Origin of the sequence: Kribbella sp. NPDC049227 (genome assembly GCF_043197265.1) — a bacterium.
In the GTDB taxonomy this organism is placed as follows: Bacteria; Actinomycetota; Actinomycetes; order Propionibacteriales; family Kribbellaceae; genus Kribbella.
Genome location: NZ_JBICST010000006.1, coordinates 58,144 through 77,447, shown reverse-complemented (window position 1 = coordinate 77,447; position 19,304 = coordinate 58,144). Strand labels below are relative to the sequence as shown.

The window sequence follows — 19,304 nt, the reverse complement described above, 5'->3', positions numbered from 1 at the left end:
TCTACGGAGACTGCTGTGACGCCGGCGGGTGCTCCAGCCGATCGAGGAAGAAGGTCTGCATTGGGCCCTTTCCCTTGACTTCGATGGTGCCGCGGGGTCGGACGGCGAAGTCTGGGCCAAGGGCGGCTGCTACCCGGCCGGTGATCTGGATTTGGCCGGGTTGGCCGTGGGACTCCATTCTGCTGGCAGTGTTCACGGTGTCGCCCCAGAGGTCGTAGATGAACTTGCGGCGGCCGATCACGCCGGCCACCACTGGGCCTGTGTCGATCCCGATCCGAACCGCAAGCCAGTCCTGCCCTGGCAGGGCTGCGATCCGGGCGACCTCGTCGCGCAGGGCCAGCGCCGTACGGGCGACCGCGGCGAGGTGGTCCGGCCGCGGGTTCGGCAGGCCGCCGACCAGCATGTACGCGTCGCCGATCGTCTTGATCTTCTCGACCCCCTCGGCGTCGGCGATCCGGTCGAACGCAGAGAACACCTGGTCCAGCAGCCTCACGACGTCCGCCGCCGCCATCACCGCCGATCGCTCCGTGAAGCCGGCGATGTCGGCGAAGAGCACGCTCACCGCGTCGTAGTGTTCCGCGATCACCCCCGGCGCTGCCTTGAGACGCTCGGCGATCGGCTCCGGCAGCACATTGAGCAGAAGCCGCTCCGAACGCTCCCGCTCGATCTCGAGGTCCCGATGGACTCGCTCCCGTTGCTCCACGAAGTAGCCGAGCATCACGTACGAGCTCACCATGACGCCCGCGATGTTCAGCACCAGGAACGTGACCTCGAAGCCGGGTGGCAGCCCCGTCGGGGACTGTGCGAGCCGGGAATCAAGCAGGGCGAGAGCGGCCAACTCGACGAAGAACGCCACCAGCCACGGCACGGAGCGCCGGATACCAAGCAGCGCGAGCGCCGCCAGTGGCGTGAACACCGCCCAGAGGATCATCGCGCTCGAGGCCACGAAGCCGCCGAGTGAGACCTGCAGCAAGGCCGGCAGCACCAGAAACGCCAGCAGTTGCGTGGTGCGGAACGTGGCGAAACGCCGCGTCCGGGCCAGGATTACCAGCCCGATGACGGTGACCACCTGGTAGAAGCCCGGGATCGCCGCCGAGACCGGGTCGCCGTAGGCGAGGTACGTCGTCACCCAGATCGTGGAGATCGCCGTGATCAGCAGCGACGAGAAGATCAGCGTGCCCTGTCGGAGCCGCTCGTCGTGAGTGTCTTCCGGCCGAGCGCCGAGATCACCGAGCCGCTCCAACCGGCGAACGACAGTCCGCCCCGGGCCACGCCCGCGGGCGCCAGCCTGGGACCAGGACCCGGTCACAGCAGGATCGTATGCGCGCAATCCCCCCGGGACATCCTCCGCAGCAGACCCCACCGAGCCAACCGAGCAGGACGCGAATGCACATCATGTCCGAATGCCCGCCTTTCTGAACCCGTCAAGCTGGTGCCCCTCCCGGCGCTGGCTCGATGCTGGCGGCAGCGCGGCTGCACCATCCCGGCATGCGATGCAGGCGGGGCGTCGGCGATGCTGTGGGCATGGAGTACGTGTCCAGACCGCCGCGACCGCCGCTGGACGGGCTGATCGGCGACATCTACTACCTGGAGGGTGCGCCGCCGTATGCCCGGCTGACGCTGCCGCCGAGTCCGTCGGCGTTGCTTGTCGTCAACCTCGGAGCGCCGTTCCGGATCCGCGCCGGCGCTGAGATCGAGACGGCCGAGTATGGCGACGGTTGCGTGGTCAGCATGCCTACTCGCGTGTTGGAGTTCGGCTACCCGCTGCGGACCCGGTCCGTCGGGGTGCACTTCAAGCCGTGGGGGTTGGCGCCGTTCGTGCCGATGCCTGTGGCCGAGCTCTGTGACCGACCGGTGACGATAGAGCAGGTTTGGAGCCGGGCCGCCGTTGCTGAGCTGCGAGACCGGATGGCTACGGCGGACGGGCCGCAGGAGATGCTGACGCTGCTCGAGGAGGAGCTGATGCGACGGCTGTGCGAGACCGCCGGATTGGGGCTGGTCCGCCATACGAGCCGGGTCATCGCGGCGACCGGTGGGGCCGTGGCGATCGGCGACCTGAGTCTGGCAGCCGGTGTCAGCGGCACTCATCTGGCACAGCGGTTCAAGGAGGTCATCGGCGTCACGCCGAAGCGGCTGGCCCGCACCTGCCGCTTCACCGCCACCGTGTTCGCGATCGACCCCGCGGGACCGATCGACTGGGGCGACCTCGCCGGTCGCGCAGGCTACTTCGACCAGGCCCACTTCGGCCACGAGTTCCGCGCGTTCACCGGGCTCACGCCGACCCAGTACGTCGAAGTCCGGCGGCGGTTCCTGCGCGAACATCCCGGCCACACGCTGGACGGCTGGCCGCTGCCGGCCGATTGATTTCTTACAAGAGCGACAGCTCACGGCACGCTAATTTGGGAGAACCCCAAAGCAGAGGAGAGCCCCGTGGGCAAGGTAGTCATGTACAGCTCGGTGTCGGTGGACGGCTTCGTCGCGGACGAGAATGACCAGCCTGGACCGCTGTTCGACTGGTTGACCAGCGGTGACGTCCCGTTGGACGAGAGTGGCTACGTGAAGGTGTCGCAGACCTCCTACGACTACACCCGGGCGTACTGGGACCAGATCGGGGTGACAGTCGCCGGCCGCCACGTCTTCGACATGACCGACGGCTGGGACGGGAAGCCTCCGGCCGGGATCGACCACGTGGTCGTCGTGACGCACCGTCCGGCGCCCGCGGGCTGGGACCCCGAGGCGCCGTTCCACTTCGTCGACGGCGTCGAGGCGGCCATGGCCAAGGCGCAGGAGCTTGCCGGTGACCGCGTAGTCGAGGTCGCCGCCGGCGACGTCGGTGGCCAGGTGCTTGCCGCTGGCCTGATCGACGAGGTGCGCATGGACGTCGTACCCGTCGTGTTCGGATCCGGCAAGCGCTACTTCGGGTCAGTCGACGCCCAGCACCTGCTGGAGGATCCCGACGTGATTCACGGCAACCGAGTGCTCCACCTGCGCTATCAGGTCCGCCGTTGACCGACCCGAGCGGGTACGCGAAGAGGTCCACTGCGACCGTGACACAAGATCGGGCCTCCAGTTGCGTTTGCGCATCGCTGTCGCTGGTCTGGCAGTCCACGCCGATCCGCCCCAGCACCCCACCTGCGGCAAGCTCAACCCAAGATCACTGGTTGCCGGTTCCGTCGTACCTTTCTCAAGAGCTGACACACGATCGCTTCCAGCGCCCGGGCCAGTCCACGACGCTCAGGGCGTGGCCGTACGACGAAATTCGTGTAGAAGCCTGCGCCCCTCCAAGCGGGTGTCATACCGGAGCCGACGCCACCGCTACTCCTGCCCCTCAACAGACATGGCTTGACGCACACCCCGCACGCTGGACGCAGCAGCACGCCCAGCGGGCTCTGTCCGGGGGCTTCTCGGCTATCACGGTCCACCGCCGCCACGGAACTGCGCCCGCGCGGCAGCGCGCACCGCGAGCGGCAGCCCGCAGGTCGCCGGCGTCAGCCGGCAAGGAAAGGACGGCGCTGAGCCGGGGTGGGTGGGAGCGCACGTAGCAGGCGCGGGAGGAGCGGAGCGACGAAGCGCCTGCATAGCGCGCGTGGGACGTGCTACCTGATCCGCATCCCGGAGATGGCTCGTGCGATCACCAAGCGCTGGATTTCGGAGGTGCCTTCGAAGATGGTGTAGATCTCTTCCAGCCCCGCGGACATTTCGCGCCGCAGGCGGCAAATCTGAGTCTGACCTGCGCGTTTCTCTCCCAGCCTTGCTCGGCCATGATCGTCGTTTGGCATCGTCCCACGGAGCTGTGACGGAGCAGGTACTTGCCTACAGCAACCTTAAGGACCTGTGAGGGAGGTCGAACGACCGATGTGCCCGTGACCAAACAGGTCCGCGTTCACCACTCACCGAGGTCGACCTGCGCGGGCACACTTGTGCGGCCGGCAGCATCGCGATCTCAGTCGACAGATGGTCTGTGTGACGATCGCAAGGGCACTGCCGGTCAAGCGTCAGCCGGGCAGCGCACTCCAGCGTGCCATCGGCGCTGCACTCTCGTCCGACTGAGGTAGCACATAGTTGACACCGCTTAGAGGCCTGGCGGTCGCGCGCCGAAGTTCGACAGGGCGTCGAGCACTTGTCTGCCGAACTGCCCGTGGACACTTGAGCGACCTGCGACCCAGCGGTTGATTCCTGCGTTGTTGGCCCCCGAAGCATCGACATTTCGATCAGCGGCGTGCGTGCCTCGGGCGGCCCGGCTCGGACTGCGGCGGCGGAATGCGAAGCCGCGGGAATGAGTCATCTGAGCCAGTACCTCGACAACGAGAGCCACAGGTGCTCCGCACGTAGCGGCCGGCAACGTCGGCATCCAGTAGGTCGCCACGGCAGACCCCAACCGCAGAGTTGGCCACCCCAAGCACGTGCGGCGCGTCTTCTGACACGACGCCGAACTCGACCGGATCGACGACAGTAGCGAATGGCCAAGCCAGACCGACGGCACCAGAGACCAGGTCGGCTCGGACCCAGGCACTTGTCCCCAAATCGACCTAACTAGTTGCCGTGGTGATGAGACCGTATGGCTCGACGTCTGGGTCCCTGGTGTAGCGAACGACGATGTCGCCGGAGACGCTATCTGGAGGAGAGTTGTCGACCACGATGAGCTGCGCTCCGAGTCCATCGCCCCGGAGCCAGGTGCGTGCGTGATTGTAGAAGTTCTCGACCAGGGCGCTGTCGGCAAACTCGGGATCCCCTGCAACAGCGCCATGACCAAGGTTCTTCTGCGGGCTGTCAATCACGAGCAGTCCCGGAGCGGCCGCGTCACGTTCGTGCGCGATCTCCCAGAGAGCAAGGTGCCATGCGAGGCTGATGAGCACCCGCCCTCCACTACTTGCATCTGTGTACGAAAGACCTCGAACGTGTGGGACGAGGTTGTTGTCCAGGAACGGTCCGCTCAGCTTCGGATATCGGATGTCCGAGAGGATCTCGCCGAATCGGCCTGACAGCGCGCTGACTATTGCACCGCGATCGGGCCGCGCCTTGAGCTCCCGCCGTTGGCTGTTGATCCGACGTGCTTCTTCTTCCAAGCGGTCTCTGTTGCTCTCTGCGTCGTCGACGCGTTGCCATAGGCTACGTCCTGCATCCGCTGCTTGCATCGCCAGCCGAGCTTCGGCGATCCTTCGCGTGATGTCATCGCGCAGCGCCAACCATGGTGCCGGGCTGTCCGTTACGGCGTCGACGGCAGCAGCTGCCTCCAGTGCAGCCTCGTCAGCCGCAATGCTCTCGTCAACCAGGACCCGAAGATGTGCATCAAGGCGCTCGTAGTAGGCATTGAGGCTGGTCAAACGCTTCGAGACGGCCCGTAGCTCGGCTTCAAGCACCGCAACCCCTTCGGGAGCCTCGACCGCCGACTCACCGCTCGCTCCGTTCACCGACGAGGCATTGCCATCTGCATGATGGCCGCACATGCTGCAGATCCCTTGCTCTACAGACGGTGGCGTGTCCAAATCGTTGAGACACACGGGACAAGCCACGACCTGCAATGGATCGAAGAGACGCTCCGCATCACGAAGGAAGTTCAACTTGCGCTGGTCGTCCGCATACTGCCCACGTAGCGCACCGAGACGTGCCAACAGACTTCGTCGGTCACGCACCCGAACCGCCGCTTGGCTCGAACGGTCCTGCGCCTCTTGGAGGGCCACTCGCAGACTTCGCGATGCCGTATCGGTCGATCGCCGTTCTTGATCGATCCGCACCAATTGGCGTTGTAGCTCCGCCAGCTCCGCCCGAGCCCGTTCACTGTCCTGCGCCAGAAGCAGTGGTCCCCGTGGATAGTCGGAGTCTGCCAGGCGCCGAAGCGACACGGCGGTCTGCGCCGCCGCGCGCGCCGCGTCTCGAGCGGCTCGATACCGTGCCCCGATGCCGGCACCCTCGACGTCGAGTACACCGAACATCACGTCGATGGTCTGGCTGAACTTCTGCCTGACCATGAAGTTCGACTGTTCGAACACCAGGTTCTTGTTGTCGAGTCTCTCGTTGGGCACAAACATGACCCGAAAGAGGTCTCGAATGCTCAGCAGGTCTGTCGCCGAATCCGACTGGGTGGGTGCTTCTGGCAACTCGATACCACTGAGGTCGCAGGCAGCTAGCACGAACTGTGACAGCCCGTCCGGATCTCCCACCGGTTCGGCAGGGATCCTGAGTTCGGACGCGGTGGCGAGTTCTGCCATTCCAGCTTGCCACACAGACGCGAACTTCGACGCGGCGCCGATCGCACTGCGCTCTACCGTCGTGGCCTGCCCGTTCAACTCGAACTCGACGAGCGCCGCGCGAACGGCCTCCACGATCTCGGGATGTTGGGGATGTTGCTTGCCACCGAGGCAGTAACTGATGAAGTCGATGACGCTGGTCTTGCCGGTCTGACTCAGTCCAGCGATGATCGACAACGGACGGAACGCCCCGCTCGGGTGCGACCTGAAGGAGACCCCGTACGTCGCTTCGCTGCCAGTAGCGCCGGCGAGTCGTAGCTCATTGACTCTGATTCCCGTGCTCACTGCTCTGACCCCTCGATTTCGTCTGTTCCATTGCGCGCCTGCTCAACCTTTAGACCCGACGGCCCGCGGTTTGCTCGATTCGGTTGCTGAGAGGTACTGCCGGCGGCAGTTGGTGCGGCGGTCTCGGCGACGTCGTCGAGGAAGTCGATCAGGAGCCACGACTCGCCGAGCCACTTGTTCACGTCGGCCTCGAGAGCGACATTGGACTTCGGCGCGAGCCTGCGAAGGATGACCTCAGCTGAGACGCGGTATGCGTCGGCATAGACCGAGTTCAGGTTGGCCGCCATCTCCGCACCTGCGGTTGTGACGACGAAGCCTCGCGCGCCGATCGCGACCAGCCCATACGAGAGGAGTCTCGCCAGGTCGTATTGCAGCCGTCGACGTCTCGACGCGAAGCGCTGTCCCGAACTCGCATATGCCAACTGCGTCGCCGTGAAGCCAGCCAACTCGAGTGCGAGACGATCCGCGTCGTCGCGCTGGCCATCTCCTTGAACCACGATGAACGGACTGTCGGCCAGGAACTCGTAGTAACCAAGGCGATCGATAGTTGGCACGTCTCGCCCTCGAGTACGTGCCACGTCGAGAAGCAGCAGCAACCGTGCCATCCGGAAGACATCCCGATTCTCCGGCACGTTGGGCACTGGCGACATGAGCGTCGCGTCATCAACGTCCATCACGTGATCAGCCACGAGAATCACCAGGCGATCCGGCTTGGTCAGTGACCCCAGACGAACCGTCGGGAGCGCGGAGTTCAGCGAACTGATCGGACGGCCCCTGAGTCAGGTCCGCAGACGCCACAGGCGGGCCCGCATCTGTCCTCTGACTGACGGCAACTAGTGTCTGCGCCGCTGCAGCCACAGGTGCTGTGGCAGTCTCACCAGCTGTTGCAGCTATGTCTTCTTCAGCACCTTGGTGTTCCAGCGCAATCTGCCGCCAGTGAGTAACCCAACCTGCCCGAGCAGCCTCTACAAGCCTGTGGACAGCGCCTTTCTTGTGCACTGGCCGGAGCCGTAGCTGCTCCGGATCAGGACTGGCCTCGGCGCCGGACATGACCAGCGCGAACAGACGTGCCATTCGCCCGTTGGCATCGGCGGAGTGGCTCTCCGAATTGAAACTTGATTCCCAAATGCTGTGGATGTCGAGATGAAGCTCCTCCAGTGCGGCGAGAGCGCTCAGATCACCCTTCGCTGTATAGTCACGAAACAACGCCTCCGTCGCGAAGAACAAGCCACGAGCGGCATCGGTTTCACCGTGCCCCGCGGCCTCGAGCTGGCGGACAAAGAGCGCGCTGTCGAACTGCTGATAGTCGTCGGTGGTCAGCACAGGAGCGGTCGGCTGGGCGCTTTCCACACCGGTCAGTGTCGGGGGGACTGTGTGCGGCAGGTACTCCGCACGCACATGGTGAGCATCTTCCCGCATGAGCTGGTGGCGAAGCTCAGTCCCATTCCACAGCGAGACCCGCACTCCGTGATCACGCCGCATCTTGGCCGACCAGCCATCGAACCACTTCTGTTGATCCGGTGGCAGATCGCAGGGAACGCACAAGGTCCACGACCTCAGAGTGAAGCCGTTCAGCTCGGCCTGCTTGATGATCTGTTTGAACGAATCCCGGATCTGACCCTGTGGCGTCTTGTCGAGCCATTCAAGGATGAACTTCGACTGCCACACAAAGATCTCATCGCCTGGACTCAGCTGTCCGACGTAGGTGTCGATCCCCCAGTCCCGTCCGCCTGACCCCTCCACCGTCGACGCCAACGGATGCTGCACCTTCACCAAATCGCTGACAAGCATCTGGAAGCGCTCGCGGGCGCCACCCTTGGTGAGGGAATCCTGCTCGAACCGGCCGAACAGGAGCGCTGGCTCAGCGAGCATCATTCGCGGTTCCGGTGAGCCGTCTCGACGCGATGGTTGTGATCCATCGCCACGACTGTGGCGTCGCTCCGGCCAGCTCCGTAATGTGCACAGTTCCCCCTGACTCGGCGGCTGGTGAGCGGAGACTCGCAACTGACAACGAGCGCCGTCGACCACACCTACCTTCATATCGCAAGCCGCGACTCTCCGTTACCGCAACTGGGAGTGTCGCCATCTCGAACGGCCCGTGACGCCGGCCATTTGCCGATCTCTCCTGGACAGATTGTCGAATCAGGCACCGCGATGACCGCCCATCACCGCGAACTCAGGTTCGGGCCCAGGCCTCCTGCATCGGGATCGTGTCGTGAAGATAATGCGTTCTCTGAGCAGCAGCTTCCAACAGAGGAGATCTGGGCTCCCGAGCTGTCTGCGATCGCGTCACCATCTGGTTAGTGCGACACGGCGACGAACCTGGATGCCAGGGCCTATCGAGGGCCGGGCTCGTCGTGGTTCCGGTCACCCTAGGACCCGTGTGACGGCCGCAGCTGGGCGGTGGCTCATCAGTTTGCCGGCCGGGGATCCCTGACCACAGGTATTTCCACATTGGAACCTAGAGTGTCTTGTGCCGTATCAGACACGCTTCACGTCGCTCGAGTCGGAGTCACACAGTTTTCCTGGCCGCGGGCCGTTGCCGAACTGCGATTCCCTTAGGCTCGTCACGACGATGCTCCCGAGCGTCCGCAGTGAGTTGCGCTGGCCCAGAGTCAGCTGCTGGTTGACGAAGAACACGAAGCCCTGAAGCCCCGCTGATCGCAACACCGTCGCGATCACGAATGTACTTGGCTCGGATCTGCCTGAAGGATGGCTCAGTCGGCGGGAAGTAGCCAGCCGCCACGACCGGTTTGCCATCCTGTCTAGCGGTGATGTCCTTCTTGCCATCAGGGCCACCGCGCGTCGCCTGCGGATCGACGTTGGAGTACCCGCTGATCTCGAGCAGTCCCGCACACAGCCGCTCGGCTTGGACGGATCCCAACCGCCAGTCGCGCAACGCGGATTCAGTCCTCATGCTCGCCTTCATTGAGTCAGCACCCACGCCGTCGCCGAGGTTGGCTGGTGAGCGAACAGAACGGTTCGGGGGATGTAGAAGGGCAATGAAAGCGGTTGGAAGTGCCACGAGAAGCCAGATCCCATCTACAGATGCTAGGTGCGGCTCATAGCGCGGAAGCACGGCCGGCGCGAGCACCGGCCGCGTTGCACCACGCGATTACCGGCACCACAATAGAGTGTGCTGATCAACTGACTCCGGAGGCACTGTTGAATCGGCAAGTTCCCGACCTTCCTGAGGAGAAGTCAAACAAACGCGCGATAGTTGAGGTTGCGTTGGAAGGCGGACTTGGGGCGATTCCATTCGCCGGAAGCCTCCTAGCAGCGACGCTCTCCGCCTACTTCTCGGCAACCCAAGAGAACCGAACGCGCGGATGGATGGAGGAGATGGCCGAAGTCGTCGAGCTGCTCGGCCAACGCGTGGATGGCCTGGAAGCGCAGGACCTTGCGGACGACCCCGCGTTCTATGATGCCGCGGTAGCCGCTGCGCGGATCGCCACCGCAACATCGGCCGCCGCCAAGCACTGCGCCCTCCAGAACGCTCTGTTCAACGTCGGCGCCGGTGACAGTCTCGACGCGGACAAGCGAGCGATATTCCTGCGTTACGTCGACGAATTGACATCGTCGCATATCGCACTTCTTCGGCTCGCGGCCAACCCGCCGTCGTGCTTCGAGCAGCGCGGCCTGCCCTGGCCCGGTGGGAGTCTGCTGGCAGTCGTTAAGTCAGCGTTCCCTGCGTGGGCAGATGACGAGGCGTTCATCGACACCCTGAACGTCGACCTGACGTCGCGCGGCCTCATCGACGACCTTCCGCTACGGACGATGATGACCGAGACCGGAGTCAGGGCTCGGCGAACCAAGCCGAAGGGGCACGAGTTCATGGAGTTGATCAGTGGCCCCTTCGACGACAGAGACAACTAAGCACCGCCCGGATCAAACTCTTTCGATCGGCCGTGGCTTCCTCGCCAATGGGCTAATCCGCCCTCCGACGTGCAGGTTTGTCTCTCGTCGGTGATAGTGCTGACCATCGTTTGTCAGCCTCTCACAGAGCTGTGACGGAGCAGGAATTTGCCGATAACAACCTCTTGAACGTGGTGCTGGGGCAGATCTCTGACCTGGACCAGGAGAGGCATCGTCCTGAGCCGCATACGACGGAGGGCAACGACGGCATCCTGATCCTGCTTTCCCTTTCAGCCTCCGCTCGAATGTGTCACCGCTGGTCGTCGATGAGTTCTGCCAGGCCGTAGGCGCGCCATTCGGTCAGCTGGTCGATCAGGTCGAGACAGCGTTCGCGTTCCTCGGCTGCGTCGCTTTGCCGATAGAGCCGGAGCACCAGCCGACTGAGGTCCTGGGCCATTCGCGCGGGAGCCGTGGCGATGTTGCCGATGTCTGGGCCAGCAGCTTGAACGACTCGCTCACAGGCGAGGAGAGTCGACGGTGGCAAAACCTGTGTCCGCTTGGCGAGGGCCCTGATGGCCTCCTCGTGGTGATCTGCGAAGGCGGCTGACGCCAGGAAGCGTGCGAGCAGTTCCTCGGCGAGGCCATCCTCGGCGGTGGCGAGTGCGCCGACGGCTGGCGCAGCTGCGGCTCGGATCTCGGGGTTAGCCTCGCTCAGGAGAGCCGTGAGACTGTCGAGGGCACTGAGAGGGTGGCTCGCGAGCGCCTCTGCCGCGCCTCTGCGGGCGGCTGCTGACAGGCTGCTGACCGTGGCCGGGAGCGAGTCTCCGAGTCGGTCTTGGACGAGGGCCATCGCCCAGATCTGGCCAGCTTGGCGAGCCCCGTCAGCCGAGCCGTTCAGCGCCCGAAGGAGATGTGGCGCGAACCTTTCCGGGTCGCGAATGAAGCTGTAGATCAGCAGGTCGCGAACCGTGACGGCTCGGATCATGTCGTCGATTGGTCCCTGCAGAAGTGCGTCTGCGATGTCGAGTGCCTTGGCTCGATTGTGGTTGAGCAACGCGGCCGCGGCCTCGGAGGCCATGGCTCGAGTGGCGACGGAGTCGGCGGTCGCTAGTTTCTCAAGAGTAGGAGTGAGCCGCTCGCCGTGTTCGTCTCCGGCGAACCACAGCGTGGCGATCGCGCGCGCTGCCGCTCCCGGAATCGAGTTGATGCCAGCCGTGAGTATGTCGTTGCCGGACTCGTACGGGTCGTGCCTGCCGACCTCGTACTCTGCGCCTTTCTCGAGCAAGGTCAACAGTCGGTCGTCCGCGGCGGCGACGTTCTGAATGGCGTCGTAGATGACGCGCAATACCTCGGCGCCGGCGATGTCGTGGGCGTGTAGGCAGACCTGAGACAGCAGACCGAGGTCAACGGATCCTGCGATGGCGGAGATGATCCGCTGTAGGTGTACGACTGGTGCTGACTGATCGAGTTTGAGCGCGAGTTCGGCGAAGCGGACTGGCTGCTCGCTTGCTCGGCGCCCAATTTGCGCCGCCAGTTGGGAGGCGCCTCCGCGCATATTCGTGCTCAGGAGCTCGGGGTAGTCGCCTATCGCCCGAAGCCACTCTTCGTCGGTTAGGTTCTTGGAGTCTTCTTCAGGGATCGGCGATCCGATCATCGGTGCCATCGTCAGCGGCTTGGGTGGCTCGACCTCGAGGTCCGAATACTTCGCCTCAAGGCTGGCGATGCGTTGCGCGACATCACGCTGGCGGCGGTCGGCCGGGATCGCGGTTAGCAGCTCGTAAGAACCTCGCTCTCGCCACTCTTCGCCGTCAGGGTCTTGGGCCCACCAGGCGGTGTAGTTCGTCAAAGCGTCGACGAGGTCTGCCAATTGCTCATCGGAGCAGGAGGCTGCAACGCGCTCGACCAGTTCCCGGCTCGTCCACCGCCGGTTGTCGCGGTAGCCGAGACTGAGGTTGCGTTGGTCGGCCAGCAGGAACGACAGACCAACCTCGTGACTGTCCAGGCACTGGTAGGTGCGGCACGCCAGCCACCGAAGCTCCTCGACGTCGGACTCTGCGAGCGGCGCGACCGCGGAGATAGCCGCCGCAGGGTCGGTGGCGGCGACCTTTCGCAGCGCCGCGTCAAGTCCCCCGTACAGGGCTCCAGGAAGCCCGTCACGGCCACCAGGCGACGAGCGTCCCCACTTCACCGACCAACGCAAGGCACCGTTCGCCGGCTCGACCGCTTCAGCCTCGATCATGCCCGTCACGGTCGTCAGCAACTCGTTGAGGTATGTCTCCGGTGCGGCTAATGCGACCTCCACGATCACGCGGTCGCCACCCGGGCTGTGGTCGGGCAAAAAGCCAGCTTCGAATGGATCCGTTTCACCGATGCCGGCGGCCCGGCTCACGGCCCGGTTCACCGCTGCTGCGATCACTCGCGCAGCGCCTGCAGGGTTGTCGTGATGCAGACCGTAGAGATCGGTGAAGAGGTCGGCATTGGAGGCAATCGCTCCCGGCAGGTCATCCAGCTCGCCAGCCGACAGCAGGGCAACCATCAGGTCGACCATCTGAGAGTTCATCGCCCACTGGGCGACCATCCGAAATCGCTCCCGCCACTCGGGGGTGGTGCCAACGTACGGCAGGAGCAGCTCGGACAACCGAGCACCGAACTCATCGCGGAGAAACGTCATCTGTCGAACGACCGCGTCAACCTTGCCGGGATCAGCGAGGAACGCCTCGATCCGGCCTGCCGAGTCGGCCGCGTCGAACCAGCCCGGGAAGGAGAGCAGCGAGATCGCACGCGCGGCCGCGCCCGAATCGGCACCGAACGCTACAGGCTCGAGCGCATCCCAGTCTGCCGGCGTTGGCTTGTGCTGTCGCAGCACACCTGCGACGACCTCTTTGATGTGTGGACGGATCTGCTGGCTTGTGAGGAGCTCGACCACGGTCGCTCGGAACTTGCCGGGCGTGGATGTGAGGTAGTCGAGCACCTGACGGGTCTGAGCTCGGCGGAAGAGAGCCTGGCCTTCGCCGACGAGGAAGGAGTGCAGGTCTCGTCCGCTCTTGGCGAAGTTGCGCGCGAACAGGTAATCGAAATAGGTCTCGTGAAAGAACCAGACTTCCGACCCATCCGTCTCAAGGATGCCCAGTGAGACCAGCGTGCTGATGTCGGTCGGTGGGAGATCGTCGACGACTGCCTCGGGAACCCGCAGACGCTGCGCATCGCTCATGGCCTGGACCAGGGTTGAGGTCAGCCTGGCCCAATCCAGGGTGGGGCGATCGCGGTCGAGGGTGGTACGGACGTCCTTCGTGTAGCGGTCGTAGAGCGCTGGGAGGGTTGCGTACGCCTCAGCTTGGGCCGCGGTCGACAGCTTCAGGAACACGGCTAGATGCAGAGGCACGCGGAGCAGTTGGAGCGTGACGTCTGGCATGGTCGACGTGTTGATGTTGGCCTGGTTGAGTGCCTGACGCAGTTCGTCGGGTTCCAGTAGGGTGAGCTCCAGCGCGGTCACCCTCGCCTCATCGCTGAGGAGTTGGCCGATCCTTCCGTCTTGCTGCAGATCGACCGTCCGCACAACCAAGATGACTCGCAATGCGGGGAACTCCCGGGCCTGGTGGAGTACCTCCTCGACGGCTTCGAATGCGCTCGGCATCCGGCCGCTGTACTCACTGACTGCGTCGAGCTGGTCGATCAACAAGACTGCTCTTAGGTCTGGATCATCACCGGTCACCATCCCCCCGAGCAGCGTGGCTGGCGACCGGCTGAGGCCGCTGGCCTTGCCGAGACCAGCCGCTGTCAACTCCTCCACCTCCTTGCCGTCCATCCGCACGACCGCTGCGTACCAGCGGTCTTTGTGCAGCTGCTCGACTGCTTCGAACGCAGTCTTCGACTTGCCCGAGCCGGCACGGCCGTGGACCACGATCACTCGCGGCCCTTCGGTCACCGAGAGCAGCTCACGCAGCCGAGTGGCATGTGGCGTCTCGACCTGCACGCGTGGTCGGGCGTGGGCAACCCGGCGCTCCGCTCGTTCGACTGTCTGCTCCAGCTCCAACAGCGCTCCCTTGTCGTCGCGCAGGAGGCTGAGGTGGAAACCGGCACCTTCCAGCGCCTGTCGGATGATCGGTCCGGTCAGGGTCTGCTGGGTCTGGTGATCGATCCATCCTCTGAGCCAGTCGATCGCGTCGGCTGGGTCTCCTCCGATCAGGGCGTCGACCCGCACCCCCAGCGACGTCTCGAGGCCGGATGCTGGCTGGTGTCGGACGTTGATTCGCGCCAGCATCTCCCAGGCGAGGTCGTTGTCGACACCCCAGTGCGTCGCGATGGCTGCGAGGTGTCCTTGCTCCTTGTCGGTGATGACGGTGTCGACGAACTCGGTGGCACTCTTGGCCTTCCGGGCACGCCTAGTGAGGCTGTCCAGCTCACGCGCGCCTGATTCCACGACCAGGTTGACGTGCCCGCCGGTAGCCAGCCGTTGCGCGATCGATGACAGGACGCCGTTGCTGACCAACCGGTGGACCGACCAAGGCTGCGGTGTCGACTTCACCTGATCTCCGGTGGTCACGCCGTTGAGTTCGTGGACGACGAACTCAACGCCGTCGCCTTCCGGGCCTGGCGGCTCTATCCGGATACTCGAGGCGCGTCCCTCGATGACGTCGCACAGCCGAAGCAGCGTCCACAGTCCCTCGTAGCGGTTGCCCCACTTGTCGGCATCACCACCCGGCAAGGCAGACACGATATCTAGTCCCTCCAACTCAGCTGCACTGCTGACGGCTCAAGTATGCCGACGGCTCCGCCGTCCTGACCGTCGCCTGCTGTCTCCGACGAGGAGCTGGCGGCTCGCAACCGCCCACGCCTAAGACCGCGGCGGCACGACCTATCGGAGGGAGGCGACGAATAGTGGCGCAACCTACTGACTCGTGGACGGCGTACGACTACGCCGTCGTCGATGTCGAGGGCAACGGACAGCACCCACCGGATCTCGTCGAGATCTCGATTGTGGCGATCAAGGACGGCTTGATCGGCCAAGCGAAGAACTGGCTGGTCCGGCCGCCTCGGCCGATCACTGCAATGGCGCGACGCATCCACAAGATCACCGACGACCAGCTCGCAGACGCTCCGACCGTCGTCCGCATCGAGGCAGAACTGCGCCAGGCGCTGAGCGACAAGGTGTTTGTTGCCCACAACGCCGGCGTCGATCTCGGCGTGCTCGGCCGCGAACTGCCCGGCTTCGAACCCGCACAAGTCCTGGACACCCTCAAGCTAGCTCGGCGGCTTGTTCCCGGCCGCGCCTCCTACAAACTCGGAGCGCTTGTCGACGCGTTCGGCCTAGATAGAGGCCTTCCGGCCGACCTGGTGCCGCATCGCGCGACCTACGACGCGCTCGTCTGCGCCCGGCTCCTCTCCCATTTGGCGACGCCTCCCGGCCGCGAGCCGCGCACACTCGCCGAACTGATGGATGCCACAGTCCGTAAGTCCACGACAGCTACCGCAGGCGAGGAACCAGCCGCGACCCTGTTCTAACCGACGCGTACAACTACTTGTAGCGGTGCCACAGCTCGTTGGCACCCGACCTGAGGGTGGCCAGCCGATGGGCGTGGACCTTGGCGATGTCGGGGCGGTTGCGGAGGTCGGTGATGACGCTGGTGACTAGGACCAATTCGCGGATGCGGCGGAGGGTCGGCCAGGAGGACAGCGTGGTGACGTCCAGGCCGTAGGTGGTGGCTAGGGCTTCGTGGTCTTGCGTCGCACCGAAGCGGAGGGCGCTGACGGCGGCTACTACGAGGTCGTAGGCGAACGGACCGATGCTGGTGCCGTCGAAGTCGCAGAGGACGAAGCGGCCTGTGGGTTCTCGCAGCAGGTTGCCGATGTAGGCGTCGCCGTGGAGCAGGCCCATCTGAAGATCCGGTGTGAGGGCGCGGTAGTCGGCTTCGGTATTGGCCCACTGCTCGGTGAGCCAGGCGTGGTCGTCGGCGGTTAGGCCGTCGGCCATGGCGAGGCGGCTGCGCGCGCTGCTGAACGGGTCCCAGGGCTTGAGGTTGGGCATCGGTTCGAGTTTGTGCCAGCCGAGCAATGGTGCTGCCAGCGCAGCGCCGGTCCACGCGGGGTTGCTGCCTTCGAGGAGCTGCCAGATGGTGGCCGAGTAGTTCTCGAACAGGACGGGTTGGGTGAGATCTGGAGCGAGCCTGACGGCCGGCGCATCATGCTGCTCGAGCCAGGTGGCGATTCGTGCGACGTGGTCGGCGCGTTGGCTGGCGAGGTCGCCTGCGCCGAACCTGACGACGACGCCTTGGCTGGGAAGTCGGTACACGGCGTTGTTCGTGTACTTGATGAGTTCGGCTTCGTCCGGGAGAAGGCCCGCTTCTTGGCAGATTCCCTTGAGGGCGTGCTTGAGCCGCTGGTCGAGCTCTGGGGACAGGTTCGTCATGCGGTGAGGGCCTTCGGCGCGGTTGTGCGGACGGATTCGAGCTGGTGGAGCAAGTCCACGGCGTCGGAGCTACTGGAATGGTGTGAGGCTGCGGTGCCGATCTCCGCAAGGCGGCTGAGGCCACGGCCACTGCGGAGGACTTGGGCTTCGTTGATCACATCGCGAGCTATGTCGACGCCGGCGTCCAGTTCGTTCGTACGCAGCAGGTTCGTCGACAAGATGATTCGGTCGAAGGTGCGGCTTCGGCGCGATCTGTCGGGGCCGGACTCGGTTATGGCCTGTTGCGCGAATTCGACGGCGCGTACGGCGTACTGGCGGGCTTGTGTCCCGTCCTTTGAGTAGCCAGATAGTGAGTTGTACACCAGCGCCTGATGCCCGGTGTAGTCGCCTGGCGTGAAGTACAGCGTCGTCCACGGTGACACCCGGCTCTTGTCGGCACGGCCCATCTCATGTTCCGCACGAGCGAGTGCGTCGAGGACATGATCGTGCTTGCCGAGCATCGCGTAGGCGAGCGCTTCGTTGGCGTGCAGTCGTGCGACCTCGGCTGGATCCCCCGCGTCCTGTGCAGCGAGTTGGCCGAGCTGGAGCATCTTGAGTGCCTCGACTGGTTGCGCTTCTTGCATGCTGACCCGACCGAGCCGGTACAGGATCGAGGCCGCGAGCGAAGGCTCGTCGGCATCCTTTGCGAGCACGAGAGCGTTCATCAGGAAACGTCGAGCCGCCGCTTGATCGCCGATGTCATGGAACGACCAACCGAGCATGCTGCTGAAATCCGCCAGAGACACCTTGAGGTCCCGGTGGGTGCGTTGGTCCGCGGTCGAGTGGATCATCCGCCGTGCGTACCCATAGAAGCCGCGGGCCGCGTCAACCGCCGCTCCCCCGCCATAACGCTGATCGAGCTTTCGGAACTCCAGGGTCATCGACGCCACTTGTTCGACGTCAGATTCGGTGATCACAGCCGGTACTGCGGCCACACTGTCCGGCAATTCGGGTAGCCACTTCCGTGCCTGGTCATTGACCGAACCGAACGCGACGCTCGCCACCGCACCGGCGAAGTTCCGGCGATCGTCGCTGGTCAGTTCACTCGACTTGTCGCTCTCCCCTCGGCCAGGTGTGCTGTATGCGAGCCCCATCCGTCCGCGCGGAATCTCGAAAGCGTCGGCGATACGTTCAAGGACGTCGTACGCCTTGACCTGACGGCCGTTCAGGATCTCTGAGACCTCGCCCTGGGATTGATAGGTGCGGGCTCCGATTTGTGTCTGACTCCAGCCGTGCCGCTGCAGCCAGCGGAAGATGCCCGCCACGTCACGCGACGCCAGGACAGGACGCAGCTCCGCTTGATCCCACCATGAGGAGTCGAGCTGCGGCAGCGTTGCCGTCATCGTCACTCCTTGTCTCTAGGCGGCTCTGTGAAGTTAGCCCGAGCGCATCCGGTGCGTCTATCGGCTCGGCCGATAGGTCGGCTCGATGAGCACAGCCTGTAGTGGTGGCCGCCATCACAGCGCCATGGTGTGGACACAGAGTGTTACATCCACGGACAAAGGACGCCCACCATGACGACGCCACTGTTCATCGTGATCTGCCTGACCGCGGGCCTGACCATCCCAATGGTCACGGACGTGGTGCGAGACCTGTCCGGCCGCAACGAATGACACGGCGGTGGGACAGATGACTAGCACTCTTCCAGATACGGATCACCACGAGCGAGGCGACGCCATGCGGGCGTACGGCTATATCCGGAAGCACTTCCTCATGAACGAAACCGAGTTGGCGAACGCTCGGAAGCTCATCGTCGAAGCCGCTCAGACTCGTGGTGTGCAGCTCGTCGCGATTCACGTCGAAGAGATTGAGACATCGCCCGAAGCCTTCCACGATCTGCTCGCAGTCGTGATGCAGGAAGCACGGCGAATGATCATCACGCCCGATGTCCAGCATCTCGAGGTCGCGGGCGATCCGTCGTCGGTGAAACAACGCCTTGAGTCGAATGGCATCACGATCGTGGTTGGCGGCTAGACACCGCGGCCGTAAGGAACGAGTGATGCACATGTCGGCGACCCCAGCCCTCGGCTTGATCTCCATGTCCTTCGTACGCAACACCGGCGAACTCCTCGCCATCTGCCGAGAACTGCTGGCGCTCGCAGACGAGCACGGGCTTCACCTCACCAAGGTGTACGTCGGAGAGCCGGGACCGCCCAACGCGGCGTTCGACCTCCTCGAATCGCTCCTGGAGTCCGACGGACAGCCGCTCGTTGTTCCGACACTGCACCACCTCGCCGTCCTCGGGCATCCGGCTCAGATCAGAGACCACCTGCACCACTGCAACCACGAGGTCCTGATCGCCACCAATCCGGCGGAGCGGACGTGCTGAGGGGACATCCCTCGTTCTCCTCAAGTCCCCTGCACCCCACGTCCGTTCCGCCGCTCCAGCGGGAGCACCACCCGATCACGTCGGGATGGCGTTCCTTCCCCAAAGCTGGCGGTGCCCCTGAGCGGACGCGACCACGGCGCAC

The 19,304-nt window shown here is 64.5% G+C and carries 14 protein-coding genes; 6 read left to right on the top strand and 8 right to left on the bottom strand.

Annotated elements, in window-relative coordinates:
- Nucleotide 1: 1 nt before the first annotated feature.
- The gene (locus tag ACGFH6_RS26340; protein WP_393388930.1) at nucleotides 2-1,309 is read right to left on the bottom strand and encodes an adenylate/guanylate cyclase domain-containing protein; all 1,308 of its coding nucleotides are present in this window, start codon (nucleotides 1,307-1,309) and stop codon (nucleotides 2-4) included.
- A 179-nt stretch (nucleotides 1,310-1,488) separates the two neighbouring features.
- On the opposite strand from ACGFH6_RS26340, the gene ACGFH6_RS26335 reads away from it, so the two are divergent.
- On the top strand, nucleotides 1,489-2,364 hold the full coding sequence (locus ACGFH6_RS26335) for an AraC family transcriptional regulator (RefSeq protein WP_393388928.1): 876 nt from the start codon (nucleotides 1,489-1,491) through the stop codon (nucleotides 2,362-2,364).
- Nucleotides 2,365-2,430: 66 nt separating this feature from the next.
- Nucleotides 2,431-3,009: a dihydrofolate reductase family protein gene (locus ACGFH6_RS26330; protein WP_393388925.1), complete on the top strand. Its 579-nt coding sequence runs from the start codon at nucleotides 2,431-2,433 to the stop codon at nucleotides 3,007-3,009.
- Between the two features lie 1,520 nt (nucleotides 3,010-4,529).
- On the opposite strand, the gene ACGFH6_RS26325 is transcribed toward ACGFH6_RS26330, so the two are convergent.
- The 4 genes from ACGFH6_RS26325 to ACGFH6_RS26310 all read right to left on the bottom strand — a co-directional run bounded on the left by ACGFH6_RS26325 (nucleotide 4,530) and on the right by ACGFH6_RS26310 (nucleotide 9,215).
- Nucleotides 4,530-6,425, bottom strand: a complete 1,896-nt coding sequence (locus tag ACGFH6_RS26325; RefSeq protein WP_393388922.1) for a hypothetical protein — start codon at nucleotides 6,423-6,425, stop codon at nucleotides 4,530-4,532.
- A 104-nt stretch (nucleotides 6,426-6,529) separates the two neighbouring features.
- A complete protein-coding gene (locus ACGFH6_RS26320) occupies nucleotides 6,530-7,222 on the bottom strand; it encodes a hypothetical protein (protein ID WP_393388919.1) in 693 nt (230 codons plus the stop codon).
- Nucleotides 7,215-8,408: a hypothetical protein gene (locus ACGFH6_RS26315; protein WP_393388916.1), complete on the bottom strand. Its 1,194-nt coding sequence runs from the start codon at nucleotides 8,406-8,408 to the stop codon at nucleotides 7,215-7,217. Before ACGFH6_RS26315 ends, ACGFH6_RS26320 begins: the two co-directional genes overlap by 8 nt.
- Before the next feature lie 606 nt (nucleotides 8,409-9,014).
- Complete coding sequence (locus ACGFH6_RS26310; protein WP_393388914.1) at nucleotides 9,015-9,215, bottom strand: hypothetical protein; 201 nt, start codon at nucleotides 9,213-9,215, stop codon at nucleotides 9,015-9,017.
- Nucleotides 9,216-9,875: 660 nt separating this feature from the next.
- Here ACGFH6_RS26310 and ACGFH6_RS26305 point away from each other — a divergent pair.
- On the top strand, nucleotides 9,876-10,409 hold the full coding sequence (locus ACGFH6_RS26305; protein ID WP_393388911.1) for a hypothetical protein: 534 nt from the start codon (nucleotides 9,876-9,878) through the stop codon (nucleotides 10,407-10,409).
- A gap of 289 nt (nucleotides 10,410-10,698) precedes the next feature.
- Here ACGFH6_RS26305 and ACGFH6_RS26300 read toward each other — a convergent pair whose 3' ends face one another.
- Entirely contained in the window at nucleotides 10,699-15,102 is a 4,404-nt protein-coding gene (locus ACGFH6_RS26300) for a hypothetical protein (RefSeq protein ID WP_393388909.1), read from the bottom strand.
- A gap of 164 nt (nucleotides 15,103-15,266) precedes the next feature.
- On the opposite strand from ACGFH6_RS26300, the gene ACGFH6_RS26295 reads away from it, so the two are divergent.
- Nucleotides 15,267-15,890 (top strand): exonuclease domain-containing protein, encoded by a 624-nt coding sequence (locus tag ACGFH6_RS26295; RefSeq protein ID WP_393388906.1) that lies wholly within the window; start codon nucleotides 15,267-15,269, stop codon nucleotides 15,888-15,890.
- A gap of 13 nt (nucleotides 15,891-15,903) precedes the next feature.
- On the opposite strand, the gene ACGFH6_RS26290 is transcribed toward ACGFH6_RS26295, so the two are convergent.
- Nucleotides 15,904-16,794, bottom strand: coding sequence for a phosphotransferase enzyme family protein (locus ACGFH6_RS26290; RefSeq protein WP_393388903.1), 891 nt, complete (start codon nucleotides 16,792-16,794; stop codon nucleotides 15,904-15,906).
- Complete coding sequence (locus ACGFH6_RS26285) at nucleotides 16,791-18,176, bottom strand: helix-turn-helix domain-containing protein (RefSeq protein WP_393388901.1); 1,386 nt, start codon at nucleotides 18,174-18,176, stop codon at nucleotides 16,791-16,793. The genes ACGFH6_RS26290 and ACGFH6_RS26285 overlap by 4 nt, the downstream gene beginning before the upstream one ends.
- A gap of 370 nt (nucleotides 18,177-18,546) precedes the next feature.
- Between ACGFH6_RS26285 and ACGFH6_RS26280 the strand changes: the two genes are divergently transcribed.
- Nucleotides 18,547-18,807 (top strand): hypothetical protein, encoded by a 261-nt coding sequence (locus tag ACGFH6_RS26280; RefSeq protein ID WP_393388898.1) that lies wholly within the window; start codon nucleotides 18,547-18,549, stop codon nucleotides 18,805-18,807.
- 25 nt (nucleotides 18,808-18,832) lie between these two features.
- Nucleotides 18,833-19,162: a hypothetical protein gene (locus tag ACGFH6_RS26275; protein WP_393388896.1), complete on the top strand. Its 330-nt coding sequence runs from the start codon at nucleotides 18,833-18,835 to the stop codon at nucleotides 19,160-19,162.
- Nucleotides 19,163-19,304 lie beyond the last annotated feature (142 nt).

Bases quoted from the DNA above. Each gene is read 5' to 3' on its own strand.
- ACGFH6_RS26285 (WP_393388901.1), bottom strand. From the start codon at position 18,176: ATGACGGCAACGCTGCCGCAGCTCGACTCCTCATGGTGGGATCAAGCG.
- ACGFH6_RS26335 (WP_393388928.1), top strand. From the start codon at position 1,489: ATGCGATGCAGGCGGGGCGTCGGCGATGCTGTGGGCATGGAGTACGTG.
- ACGFH6_RS26305 (WP_393388911.1), top strand. From the start codon at position 9,876: ATGGCCGAAGTCGTCGAGCTGCTCGGCCAACGCGTGGATGGCCTGGAA.
- ACGFH6_RS26290 (WP_393388903.1), bottom strand. From the start codon at position 16,794: ATGACGAACCTGTCCCCAGAGCTCGACCAGCGGCTCAAGCACGCCCTC.
- ACGFH6_RS26315 (WP_393388916.1), bottom strand. From the start codon at position 8,408: ATGATGCTCGCTGAGCCAGCGCTCCTGTTCGGCCGGTTCGAGCAGGAT.
- ACGFH6_RS26275 (WP_393388896.1), top strand. From the start codon at position 18,833: ATGCACATGTCGGCGACCCCAGCCCTCGGCTTGATCTCCATGTCCTTC.
- ACGFH6_RS26280 (WP_393388898.1), top strand. From the start codon at position 18,547: ATGAACGAAACCGAGTTGGCGAACGCTCGGAAGCTCATCGTCGAAGCC.